Source organism: Enterobacter sp. ECC_219_Taxon_10 (assembly GCF_058354905.1).
Genome location: NZ_CM178005.1, coordinates 4,324,115 through 4,351,016, shown reverse-complemented (window position 1 = coordinate 4,351,016; position 26,902 = coordinate 4,324,115). Strand labels below are relative to the sequence as shown.

The following is a 26,902-nucleotide window of genomic DNA, read 5'->3' as shown; positions in this document are numbered from 1 at the left end:
TTCCTTACTGCGCCTGCACGCGCAGCTCTGCTGCGCTACGACTACGGTGACCCAACAGGGCTTTAACATCGCTGGACTTCGGCTTAACCAGCGCGAATTTCGCAGAGAACGCCGGCCAGTTCGCCAGGATCTCTTCGCCGCGCGAAGAACCGGTATGCTGCACGTGTTCGGTAATCAAGCCGCGCAGGTGTTCTTCATGGATAGCCAGCGTATCAACATCCAGCACTTCCACCAGCTCCGGGTTCACGCGCTTGCGGAACTCACCGTCTTCATCCAGTACGTAGGCAAAACCGCCCGTCATGCCAGCGCCGAAGTTCACGCCGGTTTTACCCAGAACGCAAACAATCCCGCCCGTCATGTATTCACAACCGTTATCGCCAATGCCTTCCACCACGGTGATGGCACCGGAGTTACGCACCGCAAAACGCTCGCCCGCACGACCTGCTGCGAACAGACGGCCGCCGGTCGCGCCGTACAGGCAGGTGTTACCGATGATGCTCGCTTCGTGGCTGCGGAAGGCTGAGCCGACCGGAGGACGCACCGCCAGCAGACCGCCCGCCATGCCTTTACCGACGTAGTCGTTGGCATCGCCGGTAAGGATAAGCTCAACACCGCCTGCGTTCCAGACCCCGAAGCTCTGACCCGCGGTACCGCTGAAGTGCGCGGTAATTGGGTCGGCAGCCAGCCCCTGGTCACCGTGCGTCTGCGCGATATAACCGGAGAGGGATGCGCCCACGGAGCGGTCGGTGTTGCGGATATCAAACCAGAACGTTTTGCTCTGCTTGTCGTCCACGTACGGCTTCGCCTGCTGCAGCAGCTGCGCGTTCAGCACGCCGTTATCGAACGGCGGGTTGTTCTCGGTGCAGTAGACCGCTTTGCCTGGGTGCGGCTGCGCGGTTTCCAGCAGCTTGCTCAGCTCCAGCTTCTGCTGCTTCGCCGTGAAGCCTTCCAGCTCTTTCAGCAGGTCGGTGCGGCCAATCAGGTCCACCAGACGCTTCACGCCCAGTTGCGCCATTAGCTCGCGTGTTTCACGGGCGATGAAGTCAAAGTAGTTGGTCACTTTGAACGGCAGGCCGTGATAGTGGTTCTTACGCAGCTTCTCGTCCTGGGTTGCAACGCCCGTTGCACAGTTGTTCAGGTGGCAAATACGCAGGTATTTACAGCCGAGCGCAACCATCGGGCCGGTACCAAAGCCAAAGCTTTCCGCACCCAGAATCGCCGCCTTGATGATGTCGAGGCCGGTTTTCAGACCACCGTCCACCTGCAGGCGGATCTTGTGACGCAGGCCGTTCGCCACCAGCGCCTGCTGGGTTTCCACCAGGCCAAGCTCCCACGGGCAGCCCGCATATTTCACGGAAGAGAGCGGGCTTGCGCCGGTGCCGCCGTCGTAGCCGGCAATGGTAATGAGATCCGCATAGGCTTTCGCCACGCCGGTGGCGATGGTGCCGACGCCCGGTTCGGAAACCAGCTTCACGGAGATCATCGCCTTCGGGTTGACCTGCTTCAGGTCGAAAATCAGCTGCGCCAGGTCCTCGATAGAGTAGATATCGTGGTGCGGCGGCGGGGAGATCAGCGTCACGCCCGGCACGGAATAGCGCAGTTTGGCGATGTACGGGGTGACTTTATCACCCGGCAGCTGACCGCCTTCGCCCGGTTTAGCACCCTGAGCGACTTTAATCTGAATCACGTCGGCATTGACAAGGTACGCAGGCGTTACGCCAAAGCGACCGGATGCCACCTGCTTGATACGGGACACTTTGTTGGTGCCGTAACGCGCCGGATCTTCACCGCCTTCTCCGGAGTTAGAGTTGCCGCCGATGCTGTTCATGGCTTCCGCCAGCGCTTCGTGGGCTTCCGGGCTCAGCGCGCCGATGGACATCGCCGCGGTATCAAAGCGTTTGAACAGTTCGGATGCAGGTTCAACCTCGTCAATGCTGACCGCTTCATCGCCCGGATTGAGGGCAATAAGGTCGCGCAGCGTCGCCGCAGGACGGTTGTTCACCAGCTCGGCGTACTGCTGATAATCGCTGTACTCGCCGCTCTGAACCGCCTGCTGCAGCGTGCGCACCACGTCAGGGTTATAGGCGTGGTACTCGCCGCCGTGAACGTATTTCAGCAGACCGCCCTGATCCAGCGGCTTACGTGCCAGCCAGGCGCGTTTGGACAGGTTCACCAGATCCTGCTGGAAGTCAGCAAAACCGGCGCCGCCGATGCGGCTGACCACGCCCTGGAAGCAGAGGTTGGCGACCTCATCATGCAGGCCGACCGCTTCAAACAGCTTCGAACAGCGGTAGGAGGCAATGGTCGAGATGCCCATTTTGGACATGATCTTGTACAGACCTTTGTTGATGCCGTTACGGTAGTTCAGCATCACCGTGCGGTAATCTTTGTCGATCGCGCGGGTATCCACCAGGCGGGCCAGCGTTTCGTAGGCCAGGTACGGGTAGATCGCCGTCGCGCCGAAGCCTAACAGCACGGCAAAGTGGTGCGGGTCGCGCGCGCTTGCGGTTTCAACAATGATGTTAGCGTCGCAGCGCAGGCTCTTATCGACCAGGCGCGTCTGGATAGCACCCACCGCCATTGGCGCAGGCACCGGCAGACGGTTTTTGGCGATATTGCGGTCAGACAGCACCAGCAGCACGGTGCCGTTACGCACCATCTGCTCGGCTTTGTCGCACAGCGCGTTCACCGTCTCTTCGAGGCTCGCTTCGGTCACGTCGAACGTAATGTCGAGCGTGTCGGCGCGGTAGTGCTCCTCGGTCATAGTGGTGAGCTGTTTGAAATCGGAGTACAGCAGGATCGGCGATTTAAAGGTCAGACGGTGCGCCTGGCCTTCGGCTTCGCAGAAGACGTTCATCTCACGACCGATGCTGGTCGCCAGCGACATTACGTGGGCTTCACGCAGCGGGTCGATCGGCGGGTTGGTGACCTGCGCGAACTGCTGACGGAAGTAATCGTAAATGATGCGTGGCTGGCTGGAGAGCACGGCAAACGGGGTATCGTCGCCCATGGAGCCGACCGCTTCCTGGCCGTTTTCACCCAGTACGCGAATAACAGAGTCCAGCTCTTCCGCGCTGTAGTTAAACTGTTTCTGGAAGCTGGCAAGCGTATCGTCGTCCAGCTCGCGGCTGCCCACCTCTTCGTCCGGCAGATCTTCAAATGGCACCAGACGACGCACGTTTTTCGCCATCCACTCTTTGTAGGGGTGGCGGCTCTTCAGATCGTTGTCGGTTTCGGCGGAGTGCAGAATGCGGCCGCCGCGGGTGTCGATCACCATCAGCTCGCCCGGGCCTACGCGGCCTTTCTCAACCACTTCGTCAGGCTGGTAATCCCAGATACCGACTTCAGAGGCGCAGGTGATGAGCTTGTCTTTGGTGATGACGTAGCGCGCCGGACGCAGACCGTTACGGTCCAGGTTACAGGCAGCGAAGCGGCCGTCGGACATGACGATGCCCGCCGGGCCGTCCCACGGCTCCATGTGCATGGAGTTAAAGTCGAAGAACGCGCGCAGCTCAGGATCCATGTCCGGGTTGTTCTGCCAGGCCGGTGGCACCAGTAGACGCATGGCGCGCACGATGTCCATCCCGCCCGCCAGCAGCAGTTCCAGCATGTTATCCATGGAGCTGGAGTCCGAGCCGGTTTCGTTCACGAACGGTGCGGCATCGTGCAGGTCAGGGATCAGTGGGGTCTGGAACTTATAGGTACGGGCGCGTGCCCACTGGCGGTTACCGGTGATGGTGTTGATCTCGCCGTTATGCGCCAGATAGCGGAACGGCTGCGCCAACGGCCAGCGTGGCACGGTGTTGGTGGAGAAGCGCTGGTGGAACAGGCAAATGGCCGATTCCAGACGCAGGTCCGCCAGGTCCAGGTAGAAGCGCGGCAGGTCAGCCGGCATACATAGACCTTTATAGATGTTGACCAGGTTCGAGAGGCTACACACGTAGAACTCTTTATCGTCCTGGAGGCGTTTTTCGATGCGGCGGCGGGCAATAAACAGACGGCGTTCCATATCGCGCGGACGCCAGCCCGCAGGTGCGTTAACGAAAATCTGCTCAATGCGAGGCAGCGAGGAGAGGGCGATTTCACCGAGCACCCCTTCGTTGGTTGGCACATCGCGCCAGCCGACAATCGACAGGGTTTCACGCTGAAGTTCTTCTTCGACGATGCGGCGTGAAGCGGCAGCCTTTTCAGGATCCTGGTTCAGGAACAGCATACCGACAGCGTAGTTTTTGGCTAAACGCCAGCCGCGCTCTTCCGCCACGATGCGGAAGAAACGATCCGGTTTTTGCAGCAGCAGGCCGCAACCGTCGCCGGTTTTACCATCGGCAAGAATAGCGCCACGGTGCTGCATTCGGGCCAGTGCGTGAATAGCAGTACGCACTACCTTGTGGCTAGGTTCGCCTTCTATGTGGGCGATCAGGCCGAAACCACAGTTATCCTTCTCAAGGGATTTATCGTACAACATATCAGTGAACCTCCCCAGGCTCGTCGGGCTTCCCACTGAACTTTACCGTGGCGCACAGGCGCAGAAAGAGCATGGCGACGGGGTTTGCGTTTCATACGCGGACCTCGCATTCGCCCTCTTTTTCATCCTTATCGCGCAGGTAAACAAGTTTGAGGACTTGCTTCAGAGGGAATCTCAATTACTGCATAAATATGATGAGCAGGCCGCTCATCCAGAAAGCTTCCAGCGGATTTCCAACTTATCGGGAATTGGTACACAGGTCAAATGGCAATCTTATTTATACAAATATGTGCTAAGGGGTGGTCATCTGTTTGTTTTTAAAGGCTATTTAACTATTTTTATAATCATCTAAAGGCCTGGGGAGCCGTGAAGGAGTGTGATCTGACTCACTATATGAAAGCGGTATTATTGATGCAGCGTGCTGAAATGCTGATTTATAGCAGAACAATAATCTGGTGATGTATTCAAACCCGCATAAAATCACTGTTTTTCAGTGTTGCCGCTATAAATGAAAAAAACAGTCAGAACATAAGGAAAAGTAATCACAGATAGCGTGAATGAAATTGCAGTAATCCTGAGTGTTTATTCATATAGATAAAGGCCGTCCAGGGCGATTGATCCAGGTCATCGCCGACAGAGGCTAAAAATGGCAGGCTTGTCCCCTTTCTTCGGGACGGTCTATCAGATTATGCAGTTACAGAAATTAGTCAATATGTTTGGTGGGGATCTTTTGCAGCGATACGGCCAAAAGGTTCATAAGCTGACGCTGCACGGCGGCTTTAGCTGCCCGAATCGCGACGGCACCATCGGGCGCGGCGGCTGTACCTTCTGTAACGTTGCGTCCTTTGCTGACGAGGCCCAGCAGCATCACTCTATCGCGGAACAACTCGCGCACCAGGCCAGCCTGGTCAACCGTGCAAAGCAGTATCTGGCCTATTTCCAGGCCTACACCAGCACGTGGGCGGAGGTGCAGGTGCTGCGTTCCATGTATCAGCAGGCGGTCATGCAGGCCAATATTGTCGGGCTATGCGTTGGCACGCGCCCGGACTGCGTGCCGGACGCGGTGCTGGATCTGCTCAGCGAGTACAAAGAGCAGGGCTACGAGATCTGGCTGGAGCTGGGCCTGCAGACTGCACATGACAAAACCCTGCACCGCATTAATCGTGGACATGATTTCGCCTGCTACCAGCGCACCGCGCGGCTGGCCCGCGAGCGCGGGTTAAAAGTCTGCTCGCATCTGATTGTCGGCTTGCCTGGTGAAGGTCGACAGCACGGCCTGGAGACGCTGGAAAAGGTGGTTGAAACCGGCGTGGACGGCATCAAACTGCATCCCCTGCATATCGTTACGGGAAGCAATATGGCGAAAGCCTGGAAGGCCGGGCGGTTAAGCGGTATTGAGCTTGAGGAATATACGGTGACGGCGGGGGAGATGATTCGTCACACACCGCCGGAGATTGTTTACCACCGTATCTCCGCCAGCGCCCGCCGTCCAACGCTTCTGGCACCGCTCTGGTGCGAGAACCGCTGGACGGGGATGGTGGAAATCGACCGCTATCTGCAGGAGAATGGCGTGCAGGGGGCGGCTCTTGGCCGCCCCTGGGTCCCCCGTCTACCGGCGACGTCCCCCTAACAGACTTCCCAGCATGCCGCGCACTATCTGATTGGTAACCTGCCGCGCCGCGCTTTTCGCCATGGTCTGTACCACGCCGTCGCGCTTGCCGCCGCGCGGTCCGGTTGTGCCAAACAAAATGTCTTTTAGCCCGCCGAGAATGCCGTCATCCACGGCGACAGACTGCCCTTTAGCGGCAGGCGCATCCTGCGATTCGGTTGTCGCCTGCACCCCTTTTTGCAGCATCTCGAACGCGGACTCGCGATCCACCTCGTCTTCGTACTTCCCGTAAACCGGGGAGTGGTTAATCAGGCCGTTACGTTCATCGTCAGTAACAGGCCCCATGCGCGAGCAGGGCGCGATCACCATCGCGCGCTCCACGATGGAGGGGCTGCCCTTCGCATCAAGGAACGAGATCAGCGCTTCACCGGTGCCCAGCGCCTGAATCGCCGCTTCGGTATCAAAGGCCGGATTGGCGCGCATGGTTTGCGCCGCGGCTTTTACCGCTTTCTGATCCTTCGGCGTAAAGGCGCGCAGGGCGTGCTGCACGCGGTTACCGAGCTGGCCAAGCACGTTATCCGGGATATCCGACGGGTTTTGCGACACAAACCAGACGCCAACCCCTTTGGAGCGGATCAGGCGAATGACCTGTTCAATTTTATCCAGCAGCACCTGCGGCGCGTCGTTAAACAGCAGATGCGCTTCGTCGAAGAAGAAGACCAGTTTTGGTTTTTCCAGATCGCCCGCTTCCGGTAGCTGCTCGTACAGTTCGGAGAGCATCCACAGCAGGCTGGCGGCGTAAAGCTTCGGCATCTGGTAGAGCTTTTCAGAGCTCAGAATGTTGATGATGCCTTTGCCATTGCTGTCGGTACGCATCCAGTCTTTGATATCCAGCATCGGCTCGCCGAAGAAGTGCTCGGCACCCTGTTGCTCCAGGGTCAGAAGCCCACGCTGAATGGCCCCGACAGAGGCGCTGCTGATATTGCCGTACTGGTTCTGGAAGGATTTGGCGTTATCGCCGATATACTGGGTAATGGCTCGCAGATCCTTGAAGTCAAGCAGCAGCAGCCCCTGATCGTCGGCAATGCGGAAGATGATATTCAGCACCCCGGACTGCACGTCGTTGAGGTTGAGCAGGCGGGCCAGCAGCAGCGGGCCGAGATCGGAGACGGTGGCGCGCACCGGGTGGCCTTTCTCACCAAAGATATCCCAGACCACCACCGGGTTGCCGTGCGGTGTCCAGTTCGTGATGCCAATATTCTTCAGCCTCTCAAGCAGTTTTTCAGAAGCGGTACCCTCCTGAGCCACGCCGGTTAAATCGCCCTTCACGTCAGCCATAAAGACCGGCACGCCAATCTCTGAAAGCGACTCCGCCAGCTTCTGTAAGGTCACGGTTTTCCCCGTCCCGGTCGCACCGGTGATCAGGCCGTGGCGGTTCGCCATCGCAGGCAGTAGATACAGCTCTTTTTCCAGCGTCCGGGCAATTAACAATGGTGTACTCATGATGCGCTTCCTCTCTTAGTCCTGGGTGGAGTATAGGCAACCTGATAGCAATTTGGTTAAGTAAATTCCTGACTTTGCGGCGCATTATCCAGCGCGGACTATGCTTTTGCATACGGTTCACAAAATAGTGGGAAACTATGTCCAGATTCTTCTTTAACGATCGCAAACAGCTGGTCAACGATGCCATTGAAGGCATACTCCTTTCTGCGCCACACGCGAATCTCGTCAAGCTCGATATCGATCCGGCTATCCGCGTAGTGGCACGCGGCGACTGGGATAAAAGCCGCGTGGCGGTGATCTCCGGCGGTGGCTCCGGGCACGAACCTGCACACGCCGGATTTGTCGGTAAAGGCATGCTGACGGCGGCAGTCTGTGGCGATCTGTTCGCCTCCCCGAGCGTGGATGCGGTACTGAATGCCATTGTGGCGGTGACGGGCGATCGCGGCTGTCTGCTTATTGTCAAAAACTACACCGGCGATCGCCTGAACTTTGGTCTGGCGGCAGAAAAGGCCAAACGCTACGGCCTCAAGGTGGAGATGGTGATCGTGGCGGACGATATCGCGCTGCCCGATAACAAACAGCCGCGCGGCATTGCCGGTACGGCACTGGTGCATAAGATTGCGGGCTATGCGGCGGAGCACGGGAAATCGCTGAGCGAGGTGCGGGATATTGCGCAGCAGGCCTGCGACAACCTCTGGAGCCTGGGCGTTGCGATGCAAACCTGTAACCTGCCGGGCAGCGACGATGAAGAGGGGCGCATCAAGCAGGGCCATGTCGAACTGGGGCTGGGGATCCACGGGGAGCCGGGGGCCTCGGTAGTTGATACGCAAAACAGCAAAGCGATTATCGACACGCTGGTTACCCCGCTCAAAGCGCAGGCGGGCGAGGGGCGTTTCGCGGTGCTGATTAACAACCTCGGCGGCGTCTCGGCGCTGGAAATGGCGTTGCTGACCAAAGAGTTGGCTCACTCGGCGCTGAAAGAGAACATTGCTTATCTTATTGGCCCGGCACCGCTGGTGAGCGCCCTGGACATGAAGGGCTTTTCTCTGACGCTGCTGAAGCTCAACGACCTGTTCGAGAAAGCGCTGCATGAAGAGGTGGAAACGCTGGGCTGGCAAAAACCCGTGGCGTTTGCCCCCCTGCGTACCGTTCCGCAAAGCGCTATTCACGATCGCGTGGAATATACCCCATCTGAAAACCCGCAGGTGAAGGAGTCTGTTTCACGGGTGACGAAGACGCTCATACAGCTGGAAAACCGCCTGAACGCGCTGGATGCCAAAGTGGGCGACGGCGATACCGGCTCCACCTTTGCGCAAGGGGCGCGGGATATTGCGCAGCGCCTGGAGGAGAACGCGCTTCCGCTTAATGATGTGCCTAAGCTTCTGCTGCTGGTGGGCGAGCGGCTGGCCACGGTGATGGGCGGATCGAGCGGGGTGCTGATGTCGATCTTCTTTACCGCGGCGGGGCAAAAGCTTCACGATGGTCAGTCGCTACCCGAGGCATTGCTCAGCGGGCTGGCGCAAATGAAGCAGTACGGTGGGGCAGATCTCGGCGATCGTACCCTGATCGACGCGCTGCAGCCGGCGCTGGAGGCATTGCAGAAAAAGGATCTTCAGTCAGCGGCGCAGGCGGCACAGAAGGGGGCAGAGGCAACGGCGAAAATGCAGAAAGCCGGTGCGGGGCGCTCATCGTATGTGAATAAAGAGAATCTGGACGGGGTAATGGACCCAGGGGCGGTCGCGGTGGCAGAGGTGTTTAAGGCCATGGTAGAAGCAAAACGGTAACAACCGTTACCGTTTTTAGTGTTTGCGCCCTCTCCCAGTGGGAGAGGGTTGGGGTGAGGGCATCAGGCCGCAGATTCCCCGGCAATGTCACATCAGAAATCCGCTTTCAACACCACGCGGTAGCGGGCTTTGCCGTCACGCACGTGCTGGATCGCTTCGTTGATTTTCGACATGGGATACAGTTCGGTGGTCGGGGTCACTTTGGTGCGTCCGGCAAACTTCATCAGCTTGCGCAGCTCGTACGGCGTACCGGTCGCGGAGCCTGACACGCTGCGATCCCCGCCGATCAGGGTAAAGGCCGGAACCGGCAGCGGCTTCATCACAGCACCTACGGTGTGGAAGTTGCCGCCGTAGGCCAGTGCTTCAAAGTACGGCTGCCAGTCGAGATCGACGTTCACGGTGTTGATGATCAGGTCAAACTGACCTGCCAGCGCGTTCAGCGCGTCCGGATCGCGGCTGTTTACCACTTTATCCGCGCCCATCGCCAGCACCTCTTTCTCTTTTGCCGGGTTCGAGCTGAACGCCGTGACTTCACAGCCCATCGCATGCAGCAGCTTGATGGCGATATGGCCCAGACCGCCGATTCCAATCACGCCCACGCGGCTGGTGGCGGTGATATGGTGCATCAGCAGGGGCTTAAAGACGGTGATGCCGCCACACAGCAGCGGACCGGCGGATTCGATATCAATGCTGTCCGGTAGCGGGATGACCCATTGCCAGTCGGCGCGCAGCTTGTCGGCGAAGCCGCCTTTATTCAGGATGGTGGGTACCGCGCCCTCAAGGCAGTTGATCTGGTTGCCGCTGATACAGGCATCGCAGTGACCACAGCTGCGTGCTGTCCAGCCAATGCCTACGCGCTGGCCCACTTTCAGCCCTTTGTCCTGCGCGGCGCTACCGAGCGCCACGACGCGGCCAATGACTTCGTGCCCGGCAACCAGCGGATAGCTGGAAAAGCCCCATTCGTTGTCGATCATCGAGAGATCTGAGTGGCAGACCCCGCAGTAATCAACCTGTACTTCGACGTCTTCTGCTTTTAGTTCGCCCGCATCGTACTCGTACAGCTCAAGTTCTGCACCCGCCTGAGGTGCGGCGTAGCTTTTTATCTTCGACATCGTGTTTCCCCCGTTGTGGTGTGAACTGAGAGTGTAGAGCATTCAGTTTACAGCCGCTTAACAGAAGAGGGCAGGAACGAAAATTACAGACTTTTCAGCATCCTGACTTCGCAGTCAACATGGCCGGTACAGCCCAGCGGCGCATCGATATGCTCAAAGCCGAGGTGTTCATACAGGCCGATGGCCTCTTTGAGGAAGGCGGTGGTTTCGAGGTAACAGCGTTTAAACCCATGAGCGCGCGCGTGTTCCAGAGCGACCAGCGCCAGCTTTTTCGCCAGGCCTTGCCCGCGTACGGAAGGCAGGAAATACATTTTCTGCAGCTCGCAGATATCCGACTCGCTGCAACTCAGTGGCGCAACGCCACCGCCGCCCACAACCTGGCCGTCCTGCTCAATCACCCAGTAGGCGTGGCCCGGCTGGCTGTACAGCTTAAACAGTTCATCAAGATTCGGGTCCGCAACGGTATAACCTTTATCCGCTGTCAGCCCATACTCTGCAGAAACGGTGCGGATAACGGCGGCGATAGCCGGATTGTCCTGCTCAGTGATCCGACGCATCGTCGCCGCGACGGGGGTAATCACGCTCATAGCATTACTCATTACAAAAGTTGACACACAGTTGCTGTTAATAGCACCGCAGAAAAGGGAGTGCAAGCGAGGAGTTTTCAGGAAGGGTACCCCTTACGCCCTGAAGCGTAAGGGGTAAAGCATTACAGGGCTGCAATAACCGCCTGTTGCTCGATCAGCTTGGTCTTCGCATCGGCGAAGGCAACCAGACGCTCACGCTCTTTGGCGATGACCGCTTCCGGCGCGCGGGCGACAAAGCCTTCGTTCGCCAGCTTGCTTTCGATTTTGCCAATTTCCATGTCGACTTTCGCCACTTCTTTCGCCAGACGCGCCAGTTCGGCGTCTTTGTCGATCAGACCTGCCATCGGGATCAGCAGCTCGGCGCCGTCGATGATTTTGGTCACGGAAACCGGACCTTTGTCATCCGCAGGCAGCACGGTGATGCTTTCCAGACGCGCCATGGTTTTCAGGAAGGTGTTGTTCTCGGTGACGCGACGAACGGCAGCCTCGCTGCAGCCGCGCAGCAGCAGCTCAAGCGGTTTGCCCGGGGCAATGTTCATTTCAGCACGGATGTTACGTACCGCAACGATCGCCTGTTTCAGCCACTCGGTATCCGCAGACGCCGCTTCATCAACCTTAGCCGCATCGAATGCCGGGAACGGCTGCAGCATGATGGTATCGGCGTTGATGCCCGCAATGACCTTCACGCGCTGCCAGATGGTTTCGGTGATGAATGGAATGACCGGATGCGCCAGGCGCAGCAGACCTTCCAGAACGGTAATCAGCGTGTTGCGCGTGCCGCGCAGCTCCGCTTCAGTGCCGCCGTTCATTACCGGCTTCGCCAGCTCCAGATACCAGTCGCAGAACTGGTTCCAGGTGAATTCGTACAGGATGCCCGCCGCGATATCGAAGCGGTAGCTGTCCAGCGCCTCGCGGAACGCTTTCACCGTCTGGTTGAATTCCGCCAGGATCCAACGGTCCGCCAGAGACAGGGTCATTTCGCCGCCGTTGAAGCCGCAGTCCTGATCTTCGGTGTTCATCAGCACGAAGCGGCTGGCGTTCCACAGCTTGTTACAGAAGTTACGGTAACCTTCCAGACGCTTCATGTCCCAGTTGATGTCGCGGCCGGTCGAGGCCAGCGCCGCCAGGGTGAAGCGCAGGGCGTCTGTACCGTGAGCCTCAATTCCGTTCGGGAACTGCTTCTCGGTGCGCTTGCGGATTTTCTCCGCCAGCTGCGGCTGCATCATATTGCCGGTGCGTTTTTCCAGCAGCTCTTCCAGAGAAATACCGTCAACCATATCCAGTGGGTCAATGACGTTACCCTTGGATTTGGACATCTTCTGGCCTTCGTCGTCGCGGATCAGACCGGTCATGTAGACGGTATGGAACGGAACCTGCGGCTTGCCGTCTTCGTCTTTGATGAAGTGCATGGTCATCATGATCATGCGGGCAATCCAGAAGAAGATAATGTCGAAGCCGGACACCATCACGCTGGTTGGGTGGAACTGACGCAGCGCGTCGGTGTTCTCAGGCCAGCCAAGGGTGGAGAAGGTCCACAGTGCGGAGGAGAACCAGGTGTCCAGCACGTCTTCGTCCTGACGCAGGGCAACGTCCGCGCTCAGGTTGTTTTCCTGACGCACTTCGTCTTCGCTACGGCCAACATAAACGTTGCCTTCGTTGTCGTACCACGCCGGGATACGGTGACCCCACCACAGCTGACGGGAGATACACCAGTCCTGAATGTCGCGCATCCAGGAGAAGTACATGTTTTCGTACTGCTTCGGCACGAACTGGATGCTGCCGTTCTCAACCGCTTCAACAGCCGGTTTCGCCAGCACGTCGGCACGCACGTACCACTGGTCGGTCAGCATTGGCTCGATAACCACGCCGCCACGGTCGCCGTACGGCACGGTCAGATCGTGAGGTTTGATCTCTTCCAGCAGGCCCAGTGCGTCGACGGCAGCCACAATCGCTTTACGCGCGGCAAAGCGCTCCAGCTTCTGGAACTCAGCCGGGATCTCGCTGGAGTAGACGTCGGATTCGTTGCCTTTTGTGTCGTATACTTCTGCGCTTTCACGGATATCACCGTCAAAGGTCAGAATGTTGATCATCGGCAGGGCGTGACGACGACCGACTTCATAGTCGTTAAAGTCGTGCGCAGGGGTGATTTTTACGCAGCCGGTGCCTTTTTCCATGTCGGCGTGTTCGTCGCCCACAATTGGAATACGGCGGTTTACCAGCGGCAGCACCACGAATTTGCCGATCAGGTCTTTATAACGCGGATCTTCCGGGTTAACGGCTACGCCGGTATCGCCCAGCAGGGTTTCCGGACGAGTGGTGGCAACCACCAGGTAATCTTTACCGTCTGCGGTTTTTGCGCCGTCGGCCAGCGGGTAGCGGATGTGCCACATGGAGCCTTTGGACTCGCGGTTTTCCACTTCCAGGTCAGAGATGGCGGTGCGCAGTTTCGGATCCCAGTTGACCAGGCGTTTGCCGCGGTAAATCAGGTCTTCTTTGTACAGACGGACGAAAACTTCTTTCACGGCGTTGGACAGGCCTTCGTCCATGGTGAAGCGCTCGCGCTCCCAGTCCACGGAGTTGCCGAGACGGCGCATCTGACGGGTAATGGTGCCGCCGGATTCCGCCTTCCACTGCCAGATTTTGTCGATGAACGCATCGCGACCGTAGTCGTGACGGGTTTTACCTTCTTCAGCGGCAATTTTACGCTCAACCACCATCTGGGTCGCGATACCCGCGTGGTCAGTTCCCGCCTGCCACAGGGTGTTTTTGCCCTGCATGCGCTGGTAGCGGATCATGGTGTCCATGATGGTCTGCTGGAAAGCATGCCCCATATGCAAACTGCCGGTGACGTTCGGCGGCGGGATCATGATGCAGAAGGACTCTTTGCTTTCGTCGCCGTTAGGCTTGAAATAGCCCTGCTGTTCCCAGTGCTCGTAAAGCGGCTGTTCGATATCGCGTGGGTTATATGTCTTTTCCATTATTTCCAGGTTGCCGTATTCAGGTTAAAACCAGCCAGGCGGTACGCTTTATAGCGTTCGCGCGCCAGTTGTTTCAAGGATTCTTCGTAAGGGACAAAGTCTACCACTTCTGTGAAAGCAGTGGCAAAATCTGCAAAGTCTGTCCGCAGGCTAATGAGAATATCGCGCGCGCTGCTGTTGCGCTTTTGCGGCCAGGCTATTTCGACCGGGGCCCCGCCTCGCGGACCTTCGCCCGACAGGTTGTGCGGCACAAAGCTCTCCGGCGGGCGCGCCCACAGCGCTTCATCCAGGCGAATCGCCTGCTGTTCATCTTCACAGGCAATCAGAACGCGTTTACCTGCGCGCCAACGTTCTGCGGCAATTTCACACACCAGCTGTTCAACGGCGCTGAGGCCATCCTGATGGGTGTCGTTGTCCAGAAGGTAGAACGTTGCATTCTTCATATGGGGCTTCTTGTGCTCACTTTAAATGCTTAAGCCGGGTGGCGGCTTCGCCTTACCCGGCCTACGGTTTACTGCCGTTTTGGCTTACTCGTCGCCGTTAAAACCCGCACGGTTCAGCAGGAACTGCGACAGCAGCGCCACCGGACGACCGGTTGCGCCTTTGGCTTTACCGGAGCGCCATGCGGTGCCGGCGATGTCCAGGTGCGCCCAGTTGTACTTGCGGGTGAAGCGCGCCAGGAAGCAGCCCGCGGTGATAGCCCCGCCAGGACGACCGCCAATGTTCGCCATATCCGCAAAGTTAGACTCCAGCTGTTCCTGATACTCGTCACCCAGCGGCAGGCGCCATGCGCGGTCGCCAGCTTGCTCAGACGCGCCGATAAGCTCGTGCGCCAGCGGGTTGTGGTTCGACATCAGGCCGGTGATGTGGTGGCCCAGGGCAATCACGCAGGCACCGGTCAGGGTTGCCACGTCAATCACCGCTTCAGGCTCGAAGCGCTCAACGTAGGTCAGTACGTCGCACAGCACCAGACGGCCTTCGGCGTCGGTGTTCAGCACCTCAACGGTCTGCCCGGACATGGTGGTCAGGACGTCGCCCGGACGATAAGCGCGACCGCCAGGCATGTTTTCGCAGCCTGCCAGCACGCCAGTGACGTTAATCGGCAGTTGAAGTTCCGCGACCATGCGCATCACACCGTAAACCGCCGCCGCGCCGCACATGTCGTACTTCATCTCGTCCATGCCTTCGGCAGGCTTGATGGAGATACCGCCGGAGTCGAAGGTCAGGCCTTTACCAACCAGAACGATAGGGCGCGCATCTTCGGACGGGTTACCTTTGTATTCGATGACCGACATCAGGGATTCGTTCTGCGAGCCGTTACCCACCGCCAGATACGAGTGCATGCCCAGCTCTTTCATCTGCTGTTCGCCGATAACGCGGGTGATGACGTTTTTGCTGTAGGAATCAGCCAGCTGGCGCGCCTGAGAGGCGAGGTAGGCGGCGTTACAGATGTTTGGCGGCATGTTGCCGAGATCTTTTGCCGCTTTAATGCCGGCGGCAATCGCCAGGCCATGCTGGATGGCGCGCTCTCCGCTGGTCAGTTCGCGACGGGTTGGCACGTTAAAGACCATTTTGCGCAGCGGACGACGCGGCTCGCTTTTGTTGGTCTTAAGCTGATCGAAGCTGTACAGGCTCTCTTTTGCGGTTTCGACTGCCTGACGTACTTTCCAGTAGGTGTTACGGCCTTTGACGTGCAGCTCGGTCAGGAAGCAGACGGCTTCCATTGAACCGGTATCATTCAGCGTATTAATGGTTTTCTGAATGACCTGTTTATACTGGCGCTCATCCAGCTCGCGCTCTTTGCCGCAGCCAATCAGCAGAATACGCTCTGACAGGACGTTCGGAACATGGTGCAGTAACAGCGTCTGCCCAGGTTTGCCTTCCAGTTCGCCACGGCGCAGCAGGGCGCTGATATAGCCGTCACTGATTTTATCGAGTTGCTCGGCGATCGGGGAGAGTCGGCGCGGTTCAAAGACGCCCACAACGATGCAGGCACTCCGCTGTTTCTCCGGGCTACCGCTTTTTACACTGAACTCCATGCACTACGCTCCTGAATCTTAAAGACAACGGCGGCTGCTACAGATAGAATTGAAACCTTTCGTAACTCATGTCCGCTGTTGTGGTGACTTCGTGTTAATCTTACGTTACTACGGTTTCGACACGTCAGAAAAAGTCCTGAAGCGTGAATCCGCTGGATGTTTTAATCTTAGCGATGATTTCGACGACTCAAGAGAATAAATGACGTTTAAGCCATGAAACAAGCGAAATTCCTGCAAAGAGACGGGTTTTTACGGGCGTATTTAAAGTGATAATCATAAGATATCTGGTGCGGGAGACGCTCAAAAGCCAACTGGCGATCCTCTTCATCCTGCTGCTGATTTTTTTCTGTCAGAAGCTGGTTAAGATCCTCGGTGCGGCCGTTGACGGCGAAATTCCAACGAATCTGGTGCTTTCCCTGCTTGGTCTGGGGATCCCGGAAATGGCGCAGCTTATTCTGCCGCTGAGCCTATTCCTCGGCCTGCTCATGACGCTCGGTAAGCTGTATACCGAGAGTGAAATCACGGTGATGCATGCCTGCGGCCTGAGTAAAGCCGTACTGGTGAAAGCGGCGATGATACTGGCGCTGTTCACGGGCATTGTTGCGGCGGTGAATGTAATGTGGGCGGGTCCTATGTCTTCCCGTCATCAGGACGAAGTGCTGGCCGAGGCGAAAGCAAACCCCGGTATGGCGGCGCTCGCGCAGGGTCAGTTCCAGCAGGCAACTGACGGAAACTCCGTGCTGTTTATTGAGAGCGTTGACGGCAGTAAATTCAACGATGTATTCCTGGCGCAGCTGCGTCCCAAAGGTAACGCGCGTCCGTCAGTGGTGGTTGCCGACTCGGGCCAGCTCGCTCAGCGCAAAGACGGTTCTCAGATAGTCACGCTGAACAAAGGCACCCGTTTCGAAGGCACCGCGATGCTGCGCGACTTCCGTATTACGGATTTCCAGAACTATCAGGCTATTATCGGCCATCAGGCGGTAGCGCTCGATCCAACGGATACCGAGCAAATGGATATGCGTACGCTGTGGAACACCGATACCGACAGAGCGCGTGCTGAATTCCACTGGCGTATTACGCTCGTATTCACCGTGTTTATGATGGCATTGATTGTCGTTCCGCTGAGCGTGGTGAACCCGCGCCAGGGCCGTGTGCTCTCTATGCTGCCAGCGATGCTGCTTTACCTGATCTATTTCCTGCTGCAAACCTCGATTCGCTCTAACGGCGCGAAGGGTAAGTTGGATCCGATGGTCTGGACGTGGTTCGTTAACAGCCTGTACATCTTACTGGCGCTGGGATTAAACCTGTGGGATACGGTGCCTGTGCGCCGCATACGTGCCCGATTCTCGCGTAAAGGAGCCATCTAATGCAGGCGTTTGGCGTTCTTGATCGCTATATCGGTAAAACCATTTTTACCACCATCATGATGACGTTGTTCATGCTGGTGTCGCTTTCCGGCATTATCAAATTTGTCGATCAGCTGAAAAAAGCCGGGCAGGGCAGCTATGACGCGATGGGGGCGGGGATGTACACCCTGCTCAGCGTGCCAAAAGATGTGCAGATCTTCTTCCCGATGGCGGCCCTGCTGGGCGCACTGCTGGGGCTGGGAATGCTGGCGCAGCGCAGTGAGCTGGTCGTTATGCAGGCCTCGGGCTTTACCCGCATGCAGGTTGCGCTGTCGGTAATGAAAACCGCAATCCCGCTGGTGCTGTTGACCATGGCGATTGGCGAGTGGGTGGCACCGCAGGGTGAGCAGATGGCGCGTAACTATCGTGCGCAGGCAATGTACGGCGGTTCACTGCTCTCGACTCAGCAAGGGTTATGGGCGAAAGACGGTAAAAACTTCGTCTACATCGAACGGGTAAAGGGTAATGATGAACTGGGCGGGGTGAGCATCTATGCTTTCAATGACCAGCGCCGTCTGGAGTCTGTCCGACACGCCTCTTCGGCCAAGTTTGACGCGGAACATAAACAGTGGCGTTTGTCGCAGGTTGATGAATCTGACCTGACCGATCCAAAGCAGATCACCGGTTCGCAGACGGTGTCCGGCACCTGGAAGACCAACCTCACGCCGGATAAGCTCGGGGTTGTGGCGCTGGATCCTGACGCGCTCTCTATCAGCGGCTTGCACAACTATGTGAAGTACCTGAAGTCGAGCGGGCAGGATGCCGGGCGCTATCAGCTCAACATGTGGAGCAAAATCTTCCAGCCGATGTCCGTGGCGGTGATGATGCTGATGGCGCTGTCGTTTATCTTTGGCCCGCTGCGTAGCGTGCCGATGGGCGTGCGCGTCGTGACCGGTATCAGCTTCGGCTTTGTGTTCTACGTTCTTGATCAGATCTTCGGTCCGCTGACGCTGGTTTATGGCATCCCACCGATTATTGGTGCGCTGCTGCCGAGCGCCAGTTTCCTCCTGATCAGCCTCTGGCTGCTGCTGAAACGCTCCTGATTGACCTCTCCTCGCCTCCGCTGAACCGGAGGCGAGGCTAATCTCCTGTTTCATCCCGCACTTTTTCTCACAACCCTCAACGTCCCGCCTCGAATTTGAGTATTATTGAGCGATAAAGTCGTGAAGGGATCCTCTATGAAGCAAATTCGAATGCTTGCCCAGTACTACGTCGACCTGATGATGAAGCTTGGGCTGGTGCGTTTCTCCATGCTGCTGGCGCTGGCGCTGGTCGTTCTGGCCATTGTCGTGCAAATGGCCGTCACCATGGTTCTGCATGGCCAGGTCGAGAGTATCGACGTCATCCGCTCTATCTTCTTTGGCTTGCTCATTACCCCCTGGGCGGTCTATTTCCTTTCCGTGGTGGTCGAACAGCTGGAGGAGTCCCGTCAGCGCTTATCAAAACTGGTCGATAAGCTTGAGGAGATGCGCGAGCGTGACCTGAAGCTCAACGTTCAGCTTAAAGACAACATCGCGCAGCTGAATCAGGAAATTTCAGATCGTGAGAAGGCGGAGGCCGAGCGTCAGGCCACGCTGGAACAGCTGAAAATTGAAATGAAAGAGCGCGAGGTGACGCAGATCCAGCTTGAGCAGCAATCCTCCTTCCTGCGTTCGTTCCTGGACGCGTCGCCGGATCTGGTGTTCTACCGTAACGAAGATAAAGAGTTTTCCGGCTGTAACCGGGCGATGGAGCTCCTGACCGGGAAAAGCGAGAAGCAGCTGATTCACCTGAAGCCGCAGGACGTTTACTCCGAAGAGGCGGCCGCCAAGGTCATGGAGACGGACGAAAAAGTGTTCCGCCATAACGTCTCGCTGACCTATGAACAGTGGCTGGATTACCCGGACGGACGCAAAGCCTGTTTTGAGATCCGCAAGGTACCGTACTATGACCGCGTCGGGAAGCGCCACGGCTTGATGGGCTTCGGCCGTGATATCACCGAGCGTAAGCGCTATCAGGACGCGCTGGAGCGCGCCAGCCGAGACAAGACCACCTTTATCTCCACCATCAGCCACGAGCTGCGTACGCCGCTCAACGGCATTGTGGGGCTGAGCCGCATTCTGCTCGACACCGACCTGACCGCAGAGCAGGAAAAATACCTCAAGACTATCCATGTCTCGGCGGTCACGCTGGGTAATATCTTCAACGATATTATTGATATGGATAAAATGGAGCGCCGTAAGGTTCAGCTTGATAACCAGCCGGTTGATTTCACCAGCTTCCTTGCCGATCTGGAAAACTTGTCTGGTCTGCAGGCGCAGCAGAAGGGGCTGAATTTTGTCATGGAGCCCACCCTGCCGCTGCCGCATAAGGTCGTTACCGACGGCACGCGGCTGCGTCAGATCCTGTGGAACCTCATCAGCAACGCGGTGAAATTTACCCAGAAGGGGCAGGTGGCGGTGCGTATCCGCTATGACGAAGGTGACATGCTGCACTTCGAGGTGGAGGATTCCGGGATTGGCATTCCGCAGGAGGAGCAGGACAAAATTTTCGCGATGTACTACCAGGTGAAGGACAGCAACGGCGGAAAACCGGCCACCGGCACCGGGATTGGCCTGGCTGTGTCTAAACGGCTGGCGAAGAGCATGGGCGGTGACATCACCGTTGCCAGCCAGGCAGGCAAAGGGTCAACCTTCACGCTGACGGTGCATGCGCCGGCGGTTGCGGAAGAGGTAGAGGATACCTTTGAAAACGACGATATGCCGCTACCTGCGCTGCACGTCCTGCTGGTGGAGGATATTGAGCTTAACGTGATTGTAGCGCGCTCGGTGCTGGAAAAACTGGGCAACAGCGTGGATGTCGCGATGACCGGTAAGGCCGCGCTGGAGATGTTTACACCGGGCGAATATGACCTCGTTCTGCTGGATATCCAGTTGCCGGATATGACCGGGCTGGATATCTCGCGTGAGCTGACGCGTCAGTACGCGGCTGACGAACTGCCGCCGCTGGTGGCGCTGACGGCGAACGTACTGAAAGATAAAAAAGAGTATCTCGACGCCGGTATGGACGATGTACTCAGCAAGCCTCTGGCGGTGCCTGCTCTGACCGCCATGATCAAGAAGTTCTGGGATACCCACGATGAAGAGGAGAGCACCATGACGCCTGTTGATAGCGCTAAAGCCCAAACGATACTCGATACCGCGATGCTGGAGCAGTACATCGATCTGGTGGGCCCGAAACTGATTACCGACGGTCTGGCGGTGTTTGAAAAAATGATGCCGGGCTATCTGAGCGTGCTGGAGTCAAACCTGACTGCGCGTGACCAGAAGGGCATTGTCGATGAAGGGCATAAAATCAAAGGCGCGGCCGGCTCGGTCGGATTACGCCACCTGCAGCAGCTGGGCCAACAGATTCAGTCGCCTGATTTACCTGCATGGGAAGATAACGTGGGTGATTGGGTTGAAGAGATGAAACAAGAGTGGCAGAACGACGTTGCGGTGCTTAAAGCCTGGGTGGACGCCAGAAAAAAATGACCCCGGCTAGACCGGGGTGCGCGAATACTGCGCCAACACCAGGGAAATCGTGGCTGCGCCTGTTTTTTAAAGTAATTTTCGAATGGGCGCCGCCGGAAAAATTTAGGCCGCACGCAGATAAGATAGCAAATCTTAAATGGTTTGTTACATGAATCAGTGAAATGTGTGAAGCATAGCGTTTTAATCAAAATTATTAATGCGCTTCAGCGAGTTGCAAAGAAGGATCGTCAAGATGAAAAAAATTGGTGTCGTCCTCAGCGGATGCGGTGTTTTTGATGGTTCAGAAATACATGAAGCCGTAATCACGCTGCTGGCCCTGGCTAAACAGGGAGCAGAGGTTATTTGTTTCGCGCCAGATAAAAATCAGGCAGATGTGATTAACCATCTGACCGGTGAGCCGATGGCTGAAACGCGCAACGTGCTGATTGAAGCCGCGCGTATTGCCCGGGGAGAGATTCATCCGCTGGCGCAGGCAGAGGCCGCTGAGCTGGATGCACTCATTGTTCCGGGCGGCTTCGGCGCCGCGAAAAACCTCAGCACCTTTGCCGCCGAAGGCGCCGCGTGCAGGGTGGACCCTGATTTAAAAGCGCTGACGCTGGCGATGCATGAGGCGGGCAAGCCGCTGGGCTTTATTTGTATCGCACCGGCCATGCTGCCAAACATTTTCGATTTCCCGCTACGGCTGACGATCGGAACAGATATTGATACCGCAGAGATCGTCGAGGAAATGGGAGGCGAACACGTTCCGTGCCCGGTCGATGACATTGTGGTGGATGAAGACAACAAGGTCGTCACCACGCCCGCGTATATGCTGGCGCAGAATATTGCGGAAGCCGCCGTGGGCATTGAAAAGCTGGTAGCCCGGGTGCTGGTGCTGACAGAATGAGGCGTCAGTTTTCCGCAGGCGCATGGGTGAAACGCCTTCTTCTACGCACCTTTCTCGTGCTGGCGGTGTTCTGGGGAGGCGGGCTGGTCGTGTTCAGCATTTTGCCGGTACCGTTTTCAGCGGTCATGGTTGAGCGCCAGCTTAGCGCGTGGTTCTCCGGTGATTTCGGCTATGTTGCCCATTCTGACTGGGTGAGCTTGGAGGACATCTCTCCGTTCATGGGGCTGGCGGTTATCGCGGCGGAAGATCAGAAATTCCCGGAGCACTGGGGGTTCGATGTGGCCGCGATTGAAAAGGCGCTGGCCCACAATGAACGTCATGAAAACCGCGTGCGCGGTGCATCAACGCTGTCGCAGCAGACGGCAAAAAACCTGTTCCTGTGGGATGGCCGAAGCTGGGTGCGAAAAGGGCTGGAAGCGGGGCTCACCCTGGGAATGGAAACGGTCTGGAGCAAAAAGCGCATTCTAACCGTTTATCTAAATATCGCCGAGTTTGGCGAGGGGGTATTTGGTGTCGAAGCTGCATCACAACGCTATTTTAATAAACCAGCCAGCAGGCTGAGCATGTCGGAGGCGGCGCTGCTCGCGGCTGTACTGCCTAATCCTATCCGCTTTAAGGCCAGCGCCCCGTCAGGGTACGTGCGAAGCCGTCAGGCGTGGATCATGCGCCAGATGAATCAGCTGGGCGGAGAGGGGTTTATGCAGCGTAATAATCTTATGTAGGGCGGGTAAGCGCAGCGCCACCCGCCGAGGGGGGAACGTTAGTCTTCGTCGAACCCGGCGTTAAACAGCGCAATTACCGCCGCCAGGGCTTCCTTTTCCTGAGGCCCGGTGGCTTCTACCTCAATCTGACGCCCTTTGGCGGAGTCCAGCATCAGCAGCGCAATCACGCTGTTGGCTTCCGCTTCGGTGCCTTCGTCATTACGCAGCAGCACTTCTGCATCGAAACCCTGCATCAGCTCAAACAGCTTCATCGCCGGGCGCGCATGCATGCCCAGCTTATTGGTGATCTCAACGGTTTGTTTTACGGTCATGTTTTACGTTTTTCCAGCGTGCGATGACGGGACTGAACGTTCTTACCGCGCGAGCGGAAATAGTCGGCCAGCTGTTCGGCGATGTAGACCGAACGATGTTTACCGCCGGTACAGCCAATCGCCACTGTCAGGTAGCTACGATTGTTTGTCTCCAGCATAGGTAACCATAGCTCAAGGTAGCTTCGCGTCTGGTAGATAAAATTGTGAACTTCTGTGTGCCGGTCGAGGAACGCCGCGACGGGTTTATCCAGGCCGGTCATTGGACGCAGTTTGGGATCCCAGTGCGGGTTCGGCAGGAAGCGCACGTCGAAAACATAGTCCGCATCAATCGGAATACCGTGCTTAAAGCCGAAGGATTCGAACACCATCGTCAGTTCACGCTCGCGTTTGCCCAGCAGGCGGGTACGCAGCATTTCCGCCAGCTCGTGAACGGACATCTCTGAGGTGTCGACTATCAGATCGGCTCGGGAGCGCAGCGGCTCCAGCAGATCGCTCTCTTCATCGATTGCGCTCTCCAGCGAGAGATTCTTGCTGGATAGCGGGTGCAAACGACGGGTATCACTGTAGCGGCGGATCAGGGTATTGCGGTCGGCATCAAGGAACAGCAGCTGAGGCGAGAACGCGTCAGGCAGGTTACTCATTGCCTGTTCGAAGATCTCCGGGGATTCGGGCATGTTACGCACGTCGATACTGACGGCGGCGGAGGTTTGTCTCTCCGCTAGCGTGCGTGCCAGATCGGGCAATAACACGACCGGCAGGTTATCGACGCAGTAAAAACCCATGTCTTCCAGCGCACGCAGGGCAACGGATTTTCCCGACCCTGAACGACCGCTGACAATCATCAGCACCATGTTCCGTTTCTCCTCAGGACAACAGATGTGAAGGCCATCACCTGGTTATGCGTCATCCTGATTGCCTTCTGCTTCAGTGATAATTTGATAAAGCTCTTCATCACTTTGGGCCGAGCGCAGTCGACGGCAGATGGTTTTATCCGCCAGACGTTTAGCAACCAGCGAAAGCGTATGCAGATGGGTCTTGGTCTGGTCGGCAGGCACCAGCAGCGCGAAGAGGAGATCGACGGGCTGGTTATCAATGGCGTCAAAAGCGATTGGCGTTTCCAGCTGCACAAACACACCGACGGCACGCAGGGTGTCCTCTTCCAGCTTGCCGTGCGGGATCGCGATACCGTTGCCGATACCGGTACTGCCCATCTTTTCACGGGTCAGAATCGCTTCGAACACCACCTGCGGCGGCAGGCCCAGCTGTTTTGCAGCCAATTCACTGATGATCTCCAGCGCACGTTTTTTGCTCTGGCAGTGAACGGCACTGCGGGTACATTCCTGGTTAAGGACATTGCTCAGTTGAAGAGCGGAATCGTTGTTTATCATAATTTCACCTAAGCGCTAACTGTACAAATGGCCTGTTGTGTTTCACAACAGGCCGTCCTGCACCCGTTAACTGCCCGGACAATTAGTGTTGTTTCAGTTTATCTTTATGTTTATTGAGCTGTCGCGCAAGCTTGTCAATCAAGCCGTCGATAGCCGCGTACATGTCCTGCCCTTCCGCACTGGCATGGAGCTCACCCCCGTTTACATGCAGGGTCGCATCCGAGATATGAGTCACTTTCTCCACTTTTAACACAATGTAGACCTGGTTGATCCTTTCGAAATACTGTTCAAGTTTCGCGAACTTAGCGTTCACGAAGTCACGTAAGGCCTCAGTAATCTCGACGTTGTGTCCTGTGATATTGAGCTGCATAGTGTCTTCCTTATCGGTTGTGTCAGACCAGCTGTTTACGCTGGTTAGACGGCGGAATGGATAAAGACTCTCGATACTTCGCAACAGTACGACGTGCCACCATAATACCCTGATCGGACAGCATGGTGGTCAACTTACTGTCACTTAGTGGCTTCGCGGGGTTCTCCGCGGCGATCAACTTCTTCACCAGTGCGCGAATCGCCGTTGATGACGCTTCGCCGCCGCCCTCGGTGTTCACATGGCTGGAGAAGAAATACTTAAGCTCAAAAATACCGCGCGGACTGTGCAGATACTTCTGCGTGGTGACGCGGGAAATGGTGGATTCATGCATCTCGACGGCCTGGGCGATATCCGCCAGTACCATCGGTTTCATATACTCTTCGCCCTGCTCAAAGAATGCCTGCTGCTGTTCGACGATGCAGCGGCTCACGCGCAGCAGGGTATCATTCCGGCTCTCCAGGCTCTTGATCAACCATCGCGCTTCCTGAAGATTGCTGCGAATATATTGATTGTCGGAGTCGTTGCGCGCGCTGGTACACATAGAGGCGTACTGCTGGTTGATTTGCAGGCGAGGGATGCTGTCAGAGTTCAGTTCAACGACCCAGCGGTCATTGTGTTTTCTGACCAGCACGTCCGGGATAACGTACTCGGGTTCGCTGGTCTGGATCGACTGACCGGGACGCGGATCGAGAGACTGGATCAGATTTACCGCCTCTTTCAGCACCTCTTCCTTCAGGCGCGTCACGCGCATCAGGGTGCGGAAATCGTGGTTAGCCAGAAGATCCAGATGATCGCCGATGATTAAGCGCGCTTCGTCGAGCCACGGCGTCTCTTTGCTGAACTGAGAAAGCTGGATCAGCAGACAGTCGCGCAGGTCTTTCGCGGCCACCCCGACCGGATCGAAGCGCTGAATGCGTTTCAGTACCGCTTCAATCTCCTCAATCTCAATCTCTTCATCGCCCATGCTTTCCAGAATGTCGTCCAGCGTGACGGTCAAATAACCGGTGTCATCAACGGCGTCGACAATCGACGTGGCAATGGCGCGGTCGGTATCGGAGAAGGGGGTAAGCTCTACCTGCCACATCAGGTAATCCTGCAGCGACTGGGTGGTTTCGCCCTGGTAGACCGGTAGCTCGTCGTCCTGGTAGTCTGCACGCGTGCCGGAAGGGGTGCCGGCGGTATAGATTTCATCCCAGCTGGCATCCAGCGGAAGCTCGTCCGGCATCTCTTTTTGTTCGAGGGCATCCGCGGTGTCGAGCGCTTCTGTATCCTGTGACTGCTGGGTATCTACCTCGTCATGAAGATCGGCTTGCTCCAGCAGGGGATTGCTGTCCAGCGCCTGCTGGAGCTCCTGCTGAAGTTCTAACGTGGACAGCTGCAACAGGCGAATTGCTTGCTGTAGCTGCGGCGTCATCGCCAGCTGTTGGCTGAGCCTTAATTGCAAACCTTGCTTCATGTTCAGAGCATTTTTCTCCGGTTCGGCGTTACGTTACCTCTACCCTATCAGAGTCTGAAGTCTTCCCCAAGATAGACGCGCTTAACATGATCGTCTTCGAGGATCTGCTGCGGCGTACCGTGGGCGATCAGATTGCCCTGGCTCACGATATATGCGCGTTCACATACCGCCAGCGTTTCACGAACGTTGTGGTCGGTGATCAGCACGCCAAGCCCGCTGTCACGCAGATGCTCGATAATGCGTTTAATGTCGATAACGGAGATTGGGTCAACGCCCGCAAATGGTTCATCCAGAAGGATAAACTTCGGATTGGCGGCCAGCGCGCGCGCAATCTCAACACGACGGCGTTCCCCCCCGGACAATGCCTGGCCCAGGCTGTCGCGCAGGTGCTCGATGTGAAACTCTTCCATCAGCTCGTTGGCGCGATCCTGACGCTGTTCGTTGGTCAGGTCGTCGCGAATTTGCAAGACCGCCATCAGGTTATCAAAGACGCTCAGACGACGGAAAATAGAGGCTTCCTGCGGCAGATAGCCGATGCCACGGCGCGCGCGCGCGTGCAGCGGCAGCAGGCTGATGTCTTCATCGTCAATAATAATGTTGCCGGCATCGCGCGGCACAATACCAACCACCATGTAGAAGGTGGTGGTTTTACCCGCACCGTTCGGGCCAAGCAGGCCCACAATTTCGCCGGAGTTGACGGTCAGACTGACATCTTCTACGACACGGCGGCCTTTGTAAGCCTTCGCGAGATTTTTTGCAGTTAATGTTGCCATA

Annotated in this window: 20 protein-coding genes; 7 read left to right on the top strand and 13 right to left on the bottom strand. The window is 57.0% G+C overall.

Going from position 1 to position 26,902, the window contains the following annotated elements:
- Nucleotides 1-4: 4 nt before the first annotated feature.
- Nucleotides 5-4,465, bottom strand: a complete 4,461-nt coding sequence (gene gltB / locus AC4ICF_RS20680) for a glutamate synthase large subunit (RefSeq protein ID WP_163329761.1) — start codon at nt 4,463-4,465, stop codon at nt 5-7.
- Nucleotides 4,466-5,153: 688 nt separating this feature from the next.
- On the opposite strand from gltB, the gene mnmL reads away from it, so the two are divergent.
- Nucleotides 5,154-6,095: a tRNA modification radical SAM protein MnmL/YtqA gene (gene mnmL, locus AC4ICF_RS20675; protein ID WP_316379973.1), complete on the top strand. Its 942-nt coding sequence runs from the start codon at nt 5,154-5,156 to the stop codon at nt 6,093-6,095.
- Here the strand turns inward: mnmL and AC4ICF_RS20670 are convergent.
- Nucleotides 6,075-7,577: a helicase HerA-like C-terminal domain-containing protein gene (locus AC4ICF_RS20670; protein ID WP_316379845.1), complete on the bottom strand. Its 1,503-nt coding sequence runs from the start codon at nt 7,575-7,577 to the stop codon at nt 6,075-6,077. The genes mnmL and AC4ICF_RS20670 overlap by 21 nt on opposite strands.
- A gap of 137 nt (nt 7,578-7,714) precedes the next feature.
- On the opposite strand from AC4ICF_RS20670, the gene AC4ICF_RS20665 reads away from it, so the two are divergent.
- The gene (locus AC4ICF_RS20665; RefSeq protein ID WP_163329759.1) at nt 7,715-9,361 is read left to right on the top strand and encodes a glycerone kinase; all 1,647 of its coding nucleotides are present in this window, start codon (nt 7,715-7,717) and stop codon (nt 9,359-9,361) included.
- Between the two features lie 92 nt (nt 9,362-9,453).
- Here AC4ICF_RS20665 and ahr read toward each other — a convergent pair whose 3' ends face one another.
- The 5 genes from ahr to pepA all read right to left on the bottom strand — a co-directional run bounded on the left by ahr (nt 9,454) and on the right by pepA (nt 16,077).
- Entirely contained in the window at nt 9,454-10,473 is a 1,020-nt protein-coding gene (ahr, locus tag AC4ICF_RS20660) for an NADPH-dependent aldehyde reductase Ahr (protein ID WP_116343524.1), read from the bottom strand.
- Nucleotides 10,474-10,556: 83 nt separating this feature from the next.
- Nucleotides 10,557-11,060 (bottom strand): GNAT family N-acetyltransferase, encoded by a 504-nt coding sequence (locus tag AC4ICF_RS20655; RefSeq protein WP_316379846.1) that lies wholly within the window; start codon nt 11,058-11,060, stop codon nt 10,557-10,559.
- Nucleotides 11,061-11,182: 122 nt separating this feature from the next.
- Entirely contained in the window at nt 11,183-14,038 is a 2,856-nt protein-coding gene (locus tag AC4ICF_RS20650) for a valine--tRNA ligase (protein WP_316379847.1), read from the bottom strand.
- Nucleotides 14,038-14,481: a DNA polymerase III subunit chi gene (gene holC / locus AC4ICF_RS20645; protein ID WP_003861884.1), complete on the bottom strand. Its 444-nt coding sequence runs from the start codon at nt 14,479-14,481 to the stop codon at nt 14,038-14,040. The genes AC4ICF_RS20650 and holC overlap by 1 nt, the downstream gene beginning before the upstream one ends.
- A gap of 84 nt (nt 14,482-14,565) precedes the next feature.
- Nucleotides 14,566-16,077 carry a leucyl aminopeptidase gene (gene pepA, locus AC4ICF_RS20640; protein ID WP_116343520.1) on the bottom strand — a complete coding sequence of 504 codons (1,512 nt, stop codon included), beginning with the start codon at nt 16,075-16,077 and terminating at the stop codon, nt 14,566-14,568.
- A 266-nt stretch (nt 16,078-16,343) separates the two neighbouring features.
- Between pepA and lptF the strand changes: the two genes are divergently transcribed.
- From lptF to mtgA, 5 genes are all read left to right on the top strand, one after another.
- A complete protein-coding gene (gene lptF / locus AC4ICF_RS20635) occupies nt 16,344-17,444 on the top strand; it encodes an LPS export ABC transporter permease LptF (RefSeq protein ID WP_024906345.1) in 1,101 nt (366 codons plus the stop codon).
- On the top strand, nt 17,444-18,526 hold the full coding sequence (lptG, locus tag AC4ICF_RS20630; protein WP_116343519.1) for an LPS export ABC transporter permease LptG: 1,083 nt from the start codon (nt 17,444-17,446) through the stop codon (nt 18,524-18,526). The genes lptF and lptG overlap by 1 nt, the downstream gene beginning before the upstream one ends.
- 135 nt (nt 18,527-18,661) lie before the next feature.
- Entirely contained in the window at nt 18,662-20,995 is a 2,334-nt protein-coding gene (gene arcB, locus AC4ICF_RS20625; protein ID WP_192983856.1) for an aerobic respiration two-component sensor histidine kinase ArcB, read from the top strand.
- A gap of 232 nt (nt 20,996-21,227) precedes the next feature.
- Complete coding sequence (gene elbB / locus AC4ICF_RS20620; protein WP_116343517.1) at nt 21,228-21,881, top strand: isoprenoid biosynthesis glyoxalase ElbB; 654 nt, start codon at nt 21,228-21,230, stop codon at nt 21,879-21,881.
- Nucleotides 21,878-22,603: a monofunctional biosynthetic peptidoglycan transglycosylase gene (gene mtgA, locus AC4ICF_RS20615; RefSeq protein ID WP_163329755.1), complete on the top strand. Its 726-nt coding sequence runs from the start codon at nt 21,878-21,880 to the stop codon at nt 22,601-22,603. The genes elbB and mtgA overlap by 4 nt, the downstream gene beginning before the upstream one ends.
- A gap of 38 nt (nt 22,604-22,641) precedes the next feature.
- Here mtgA and npr read toward each other — a convergent pair whose 3' ends face one another.
- From npr to lptB, 6 genes are all read right to left on the bottom strand, one after another.
- Complete coding sequence (npr, locus tag AC4ICF_RS20610; protein ID WP_163329754.1) at nt 22,642-22,914, bottom strand: PTS phosphocarrier protein NPr; 273 nt, start codon at nt 22,912-22,914, stop codon at nt 22,642-22,644.
- Nucleotides 22,911-23,765, bottom strand: coding sequence for an RNase adapter RapZ (gene rapZ, locus AC4ICF_RS20605; protein ID WP_014885397.1), 855 nt, complete (start codon nt 23,763-23,765; stop codon nt 22,911-22,913). Before rapZ ends, npr begins: the two co-directional genes overlap by 4 nt.
- Before the next feature lie 45 nt (nt 23,766-23,810).
- Complete coding sequence (ptsN, locus tag AC4ICF_RS20600; RefSeq protein ID WP_116343515.1) at nt 23,811-24,302, bottom strand: PTS IIA-like nitrogen regulatory protein PtsN; 492 nt, start codon at nt 24,300-24,302, stop codon at nt 23,811-23,813.
- A gap of 82 nt (nt 24,303-24,384) precedes the next feature.
- Nucleotides 24,385-24,672 (bottom strand): ribosome hibernation promoting factor, encoded by a 288-nt coding sequence (hpf, locus tag AC4ICF_RS20595; protein WP_166718038.1) that lies wholly within the window; start codon nt 24,670-24,672, stop codon nt 24,385-24,387.
- A gap of 22 nt (nt 24,673-24,694) precedes the next feature.
- A complete protein-coding gene (rpoN, locus tag AC4ICF_RS20590) occupies nt 24,695-26,128 on the bottom strand; it encodes an RNA polymerase factor sigma-54 (protein ID WP_316379848.1) in 1,434 nt (477 codons plus the stop codon).
- A 47-nt stretch (nt 26,129-26,175) separates the two neighbouring features.
- Nucleotides 26,176-26,901 (bottom strand): LPS export ABC transporter ATP-binding protein, encoded by a 726-nt coding sequence (gene lptB, locus AC4ICF_RS20585; RefSeq protein WP_028014570.1) that lies wholly within the window; start codon nt 26,899-26,901, stop codon nt 26,176-26,178.
- Nucleotide 26,902: the final 1 nt, after the last annotated feature.

Bases quoted from the DNA above. Each gene is read 5' to 3' on its own strand.
- gltB (WP_163329761.1), bottom strand. From the start codon at position 4,465: ATGTTGTACGATAAATCCCTTGAGAAGGATAACTGTGGTTTCGGCCTG.
- mnmL (WP_316379973.1), top strand. From the start codon at position 5,154: ATGCAGTTACAGAAATTAGTCAATATGTTTGGTGGGGATCTTTTGCAG.
- AC4ICF_RS20670 (WP_316379845.1), bottom strand. From the start codon at position 7,577: ATGAGTACACCATTGTTAATTGCCCGGACGCTGGAAAAAGAGCTGTAT.
- AC4ICF_RS20665 (WP_163329759.1), top strand. From the start codon at position 7,715: ATGTCCAGATTCTTCTTTAACGATCGCAAACAGCTGGTCAACGATGCC.
- ahr (WP_116343524.1), bottom strand. From the start codon at position 10,473: ATGTCGAAGATAAAAAGCTACGCCGCACCTCAGGCGGGTGCAGAACTT.
- AC4ICF_RS20655 (WP_316379846.1), bottom strand. From the start codon at position 11,060: ATGAGCGTGATTACCCCCGTCGCGGCGACGATGCGTCGGATCACTGAG.
- AC4ICF_RS20650 (WP_316379847.1), bottom strand. From the start codon at position 14,038: ATGGAAAAGACATATAACCCACGCGATATCGAACAGCCGCTTTACGAG.
- holC (WP_003861884.1), bottom strand. From the start codon at position 14,481: ATGAAGAATGCAACGTTCTACCTTCTGGACAACGACACCCATCAGGAT.
- pepA (WP_116343520.1), bottom strand. From the start codon at position 16,077: ATGGAGTTCAGTGTAAAAAGCGGTAGCCCGGAGAAACAGCGGAGTGCC.
- lptG (WP_116343519.1), top strand. From the start codon at position 17,444: ATGCAGGCGTTTGGCGTTCTTGATCGCTATATCGGTAAAACCATTTTT.
- arcB (WP_192983856.1), top strand. From the start codon at position 18,662: ATGAAGCAAATTCGAATGCTTGCCCAGTACTACGTCGACCTGATGATG.
- elbB (WP_116343517.1), top strand. From the start codon at position 21,228: ATGAAAAAAATTGGTGTCGTCCTCAGCGGATGCGGTGTTTTTGATGGT.
- mtgA (WP_163329755.1), top strand. From the start codon at position 21,878: ATGAGGCGTCAGTTTTCCGCAGGCGCATGGGTGAAACGCCTTCTTCTA.
- npr (WP_163329754.1), bottom strand. From the start codon at position 22,914: ATGACCGTAAAACAAACCGTTGAGATCACCAATAAGCTGGGCATGCAT.
- rapZ (WP_014885397.1), bottom strand. From the start codon at position 23,765: ATGGTGCTGATGATTGTCAGCGGTCGTTCAGGGTCGGGAAAATCCGTT.
- ptsN (WP_116343515.1), bottom strand. From the start codon at position 24,302: ATGATAAACAACGATTCCGCTCTTCAACTGAGCAATGTCCTTAACCAG.
- hpf (WP_166718038.1), bottom strand. From the start codon at position 24,672: ATGCAGCTCAATATCACAGGACACAACGTCGAGATTACTGAGGCCTTA.
- rpoN (WP_316379848.1), bottom strand. From the start codon at position 26,128: ATGAAGCAAGGTTTGCAATTAAGGCTCAGCCAACAGCTGGCGATGACG.
- lptB (WP_028014570.1), bottom strand. From the start codon at position 26,901: ATGGCAACATTAACTGCAAAAAATCTCGCGAAGGCTTACAAAGGCCGC.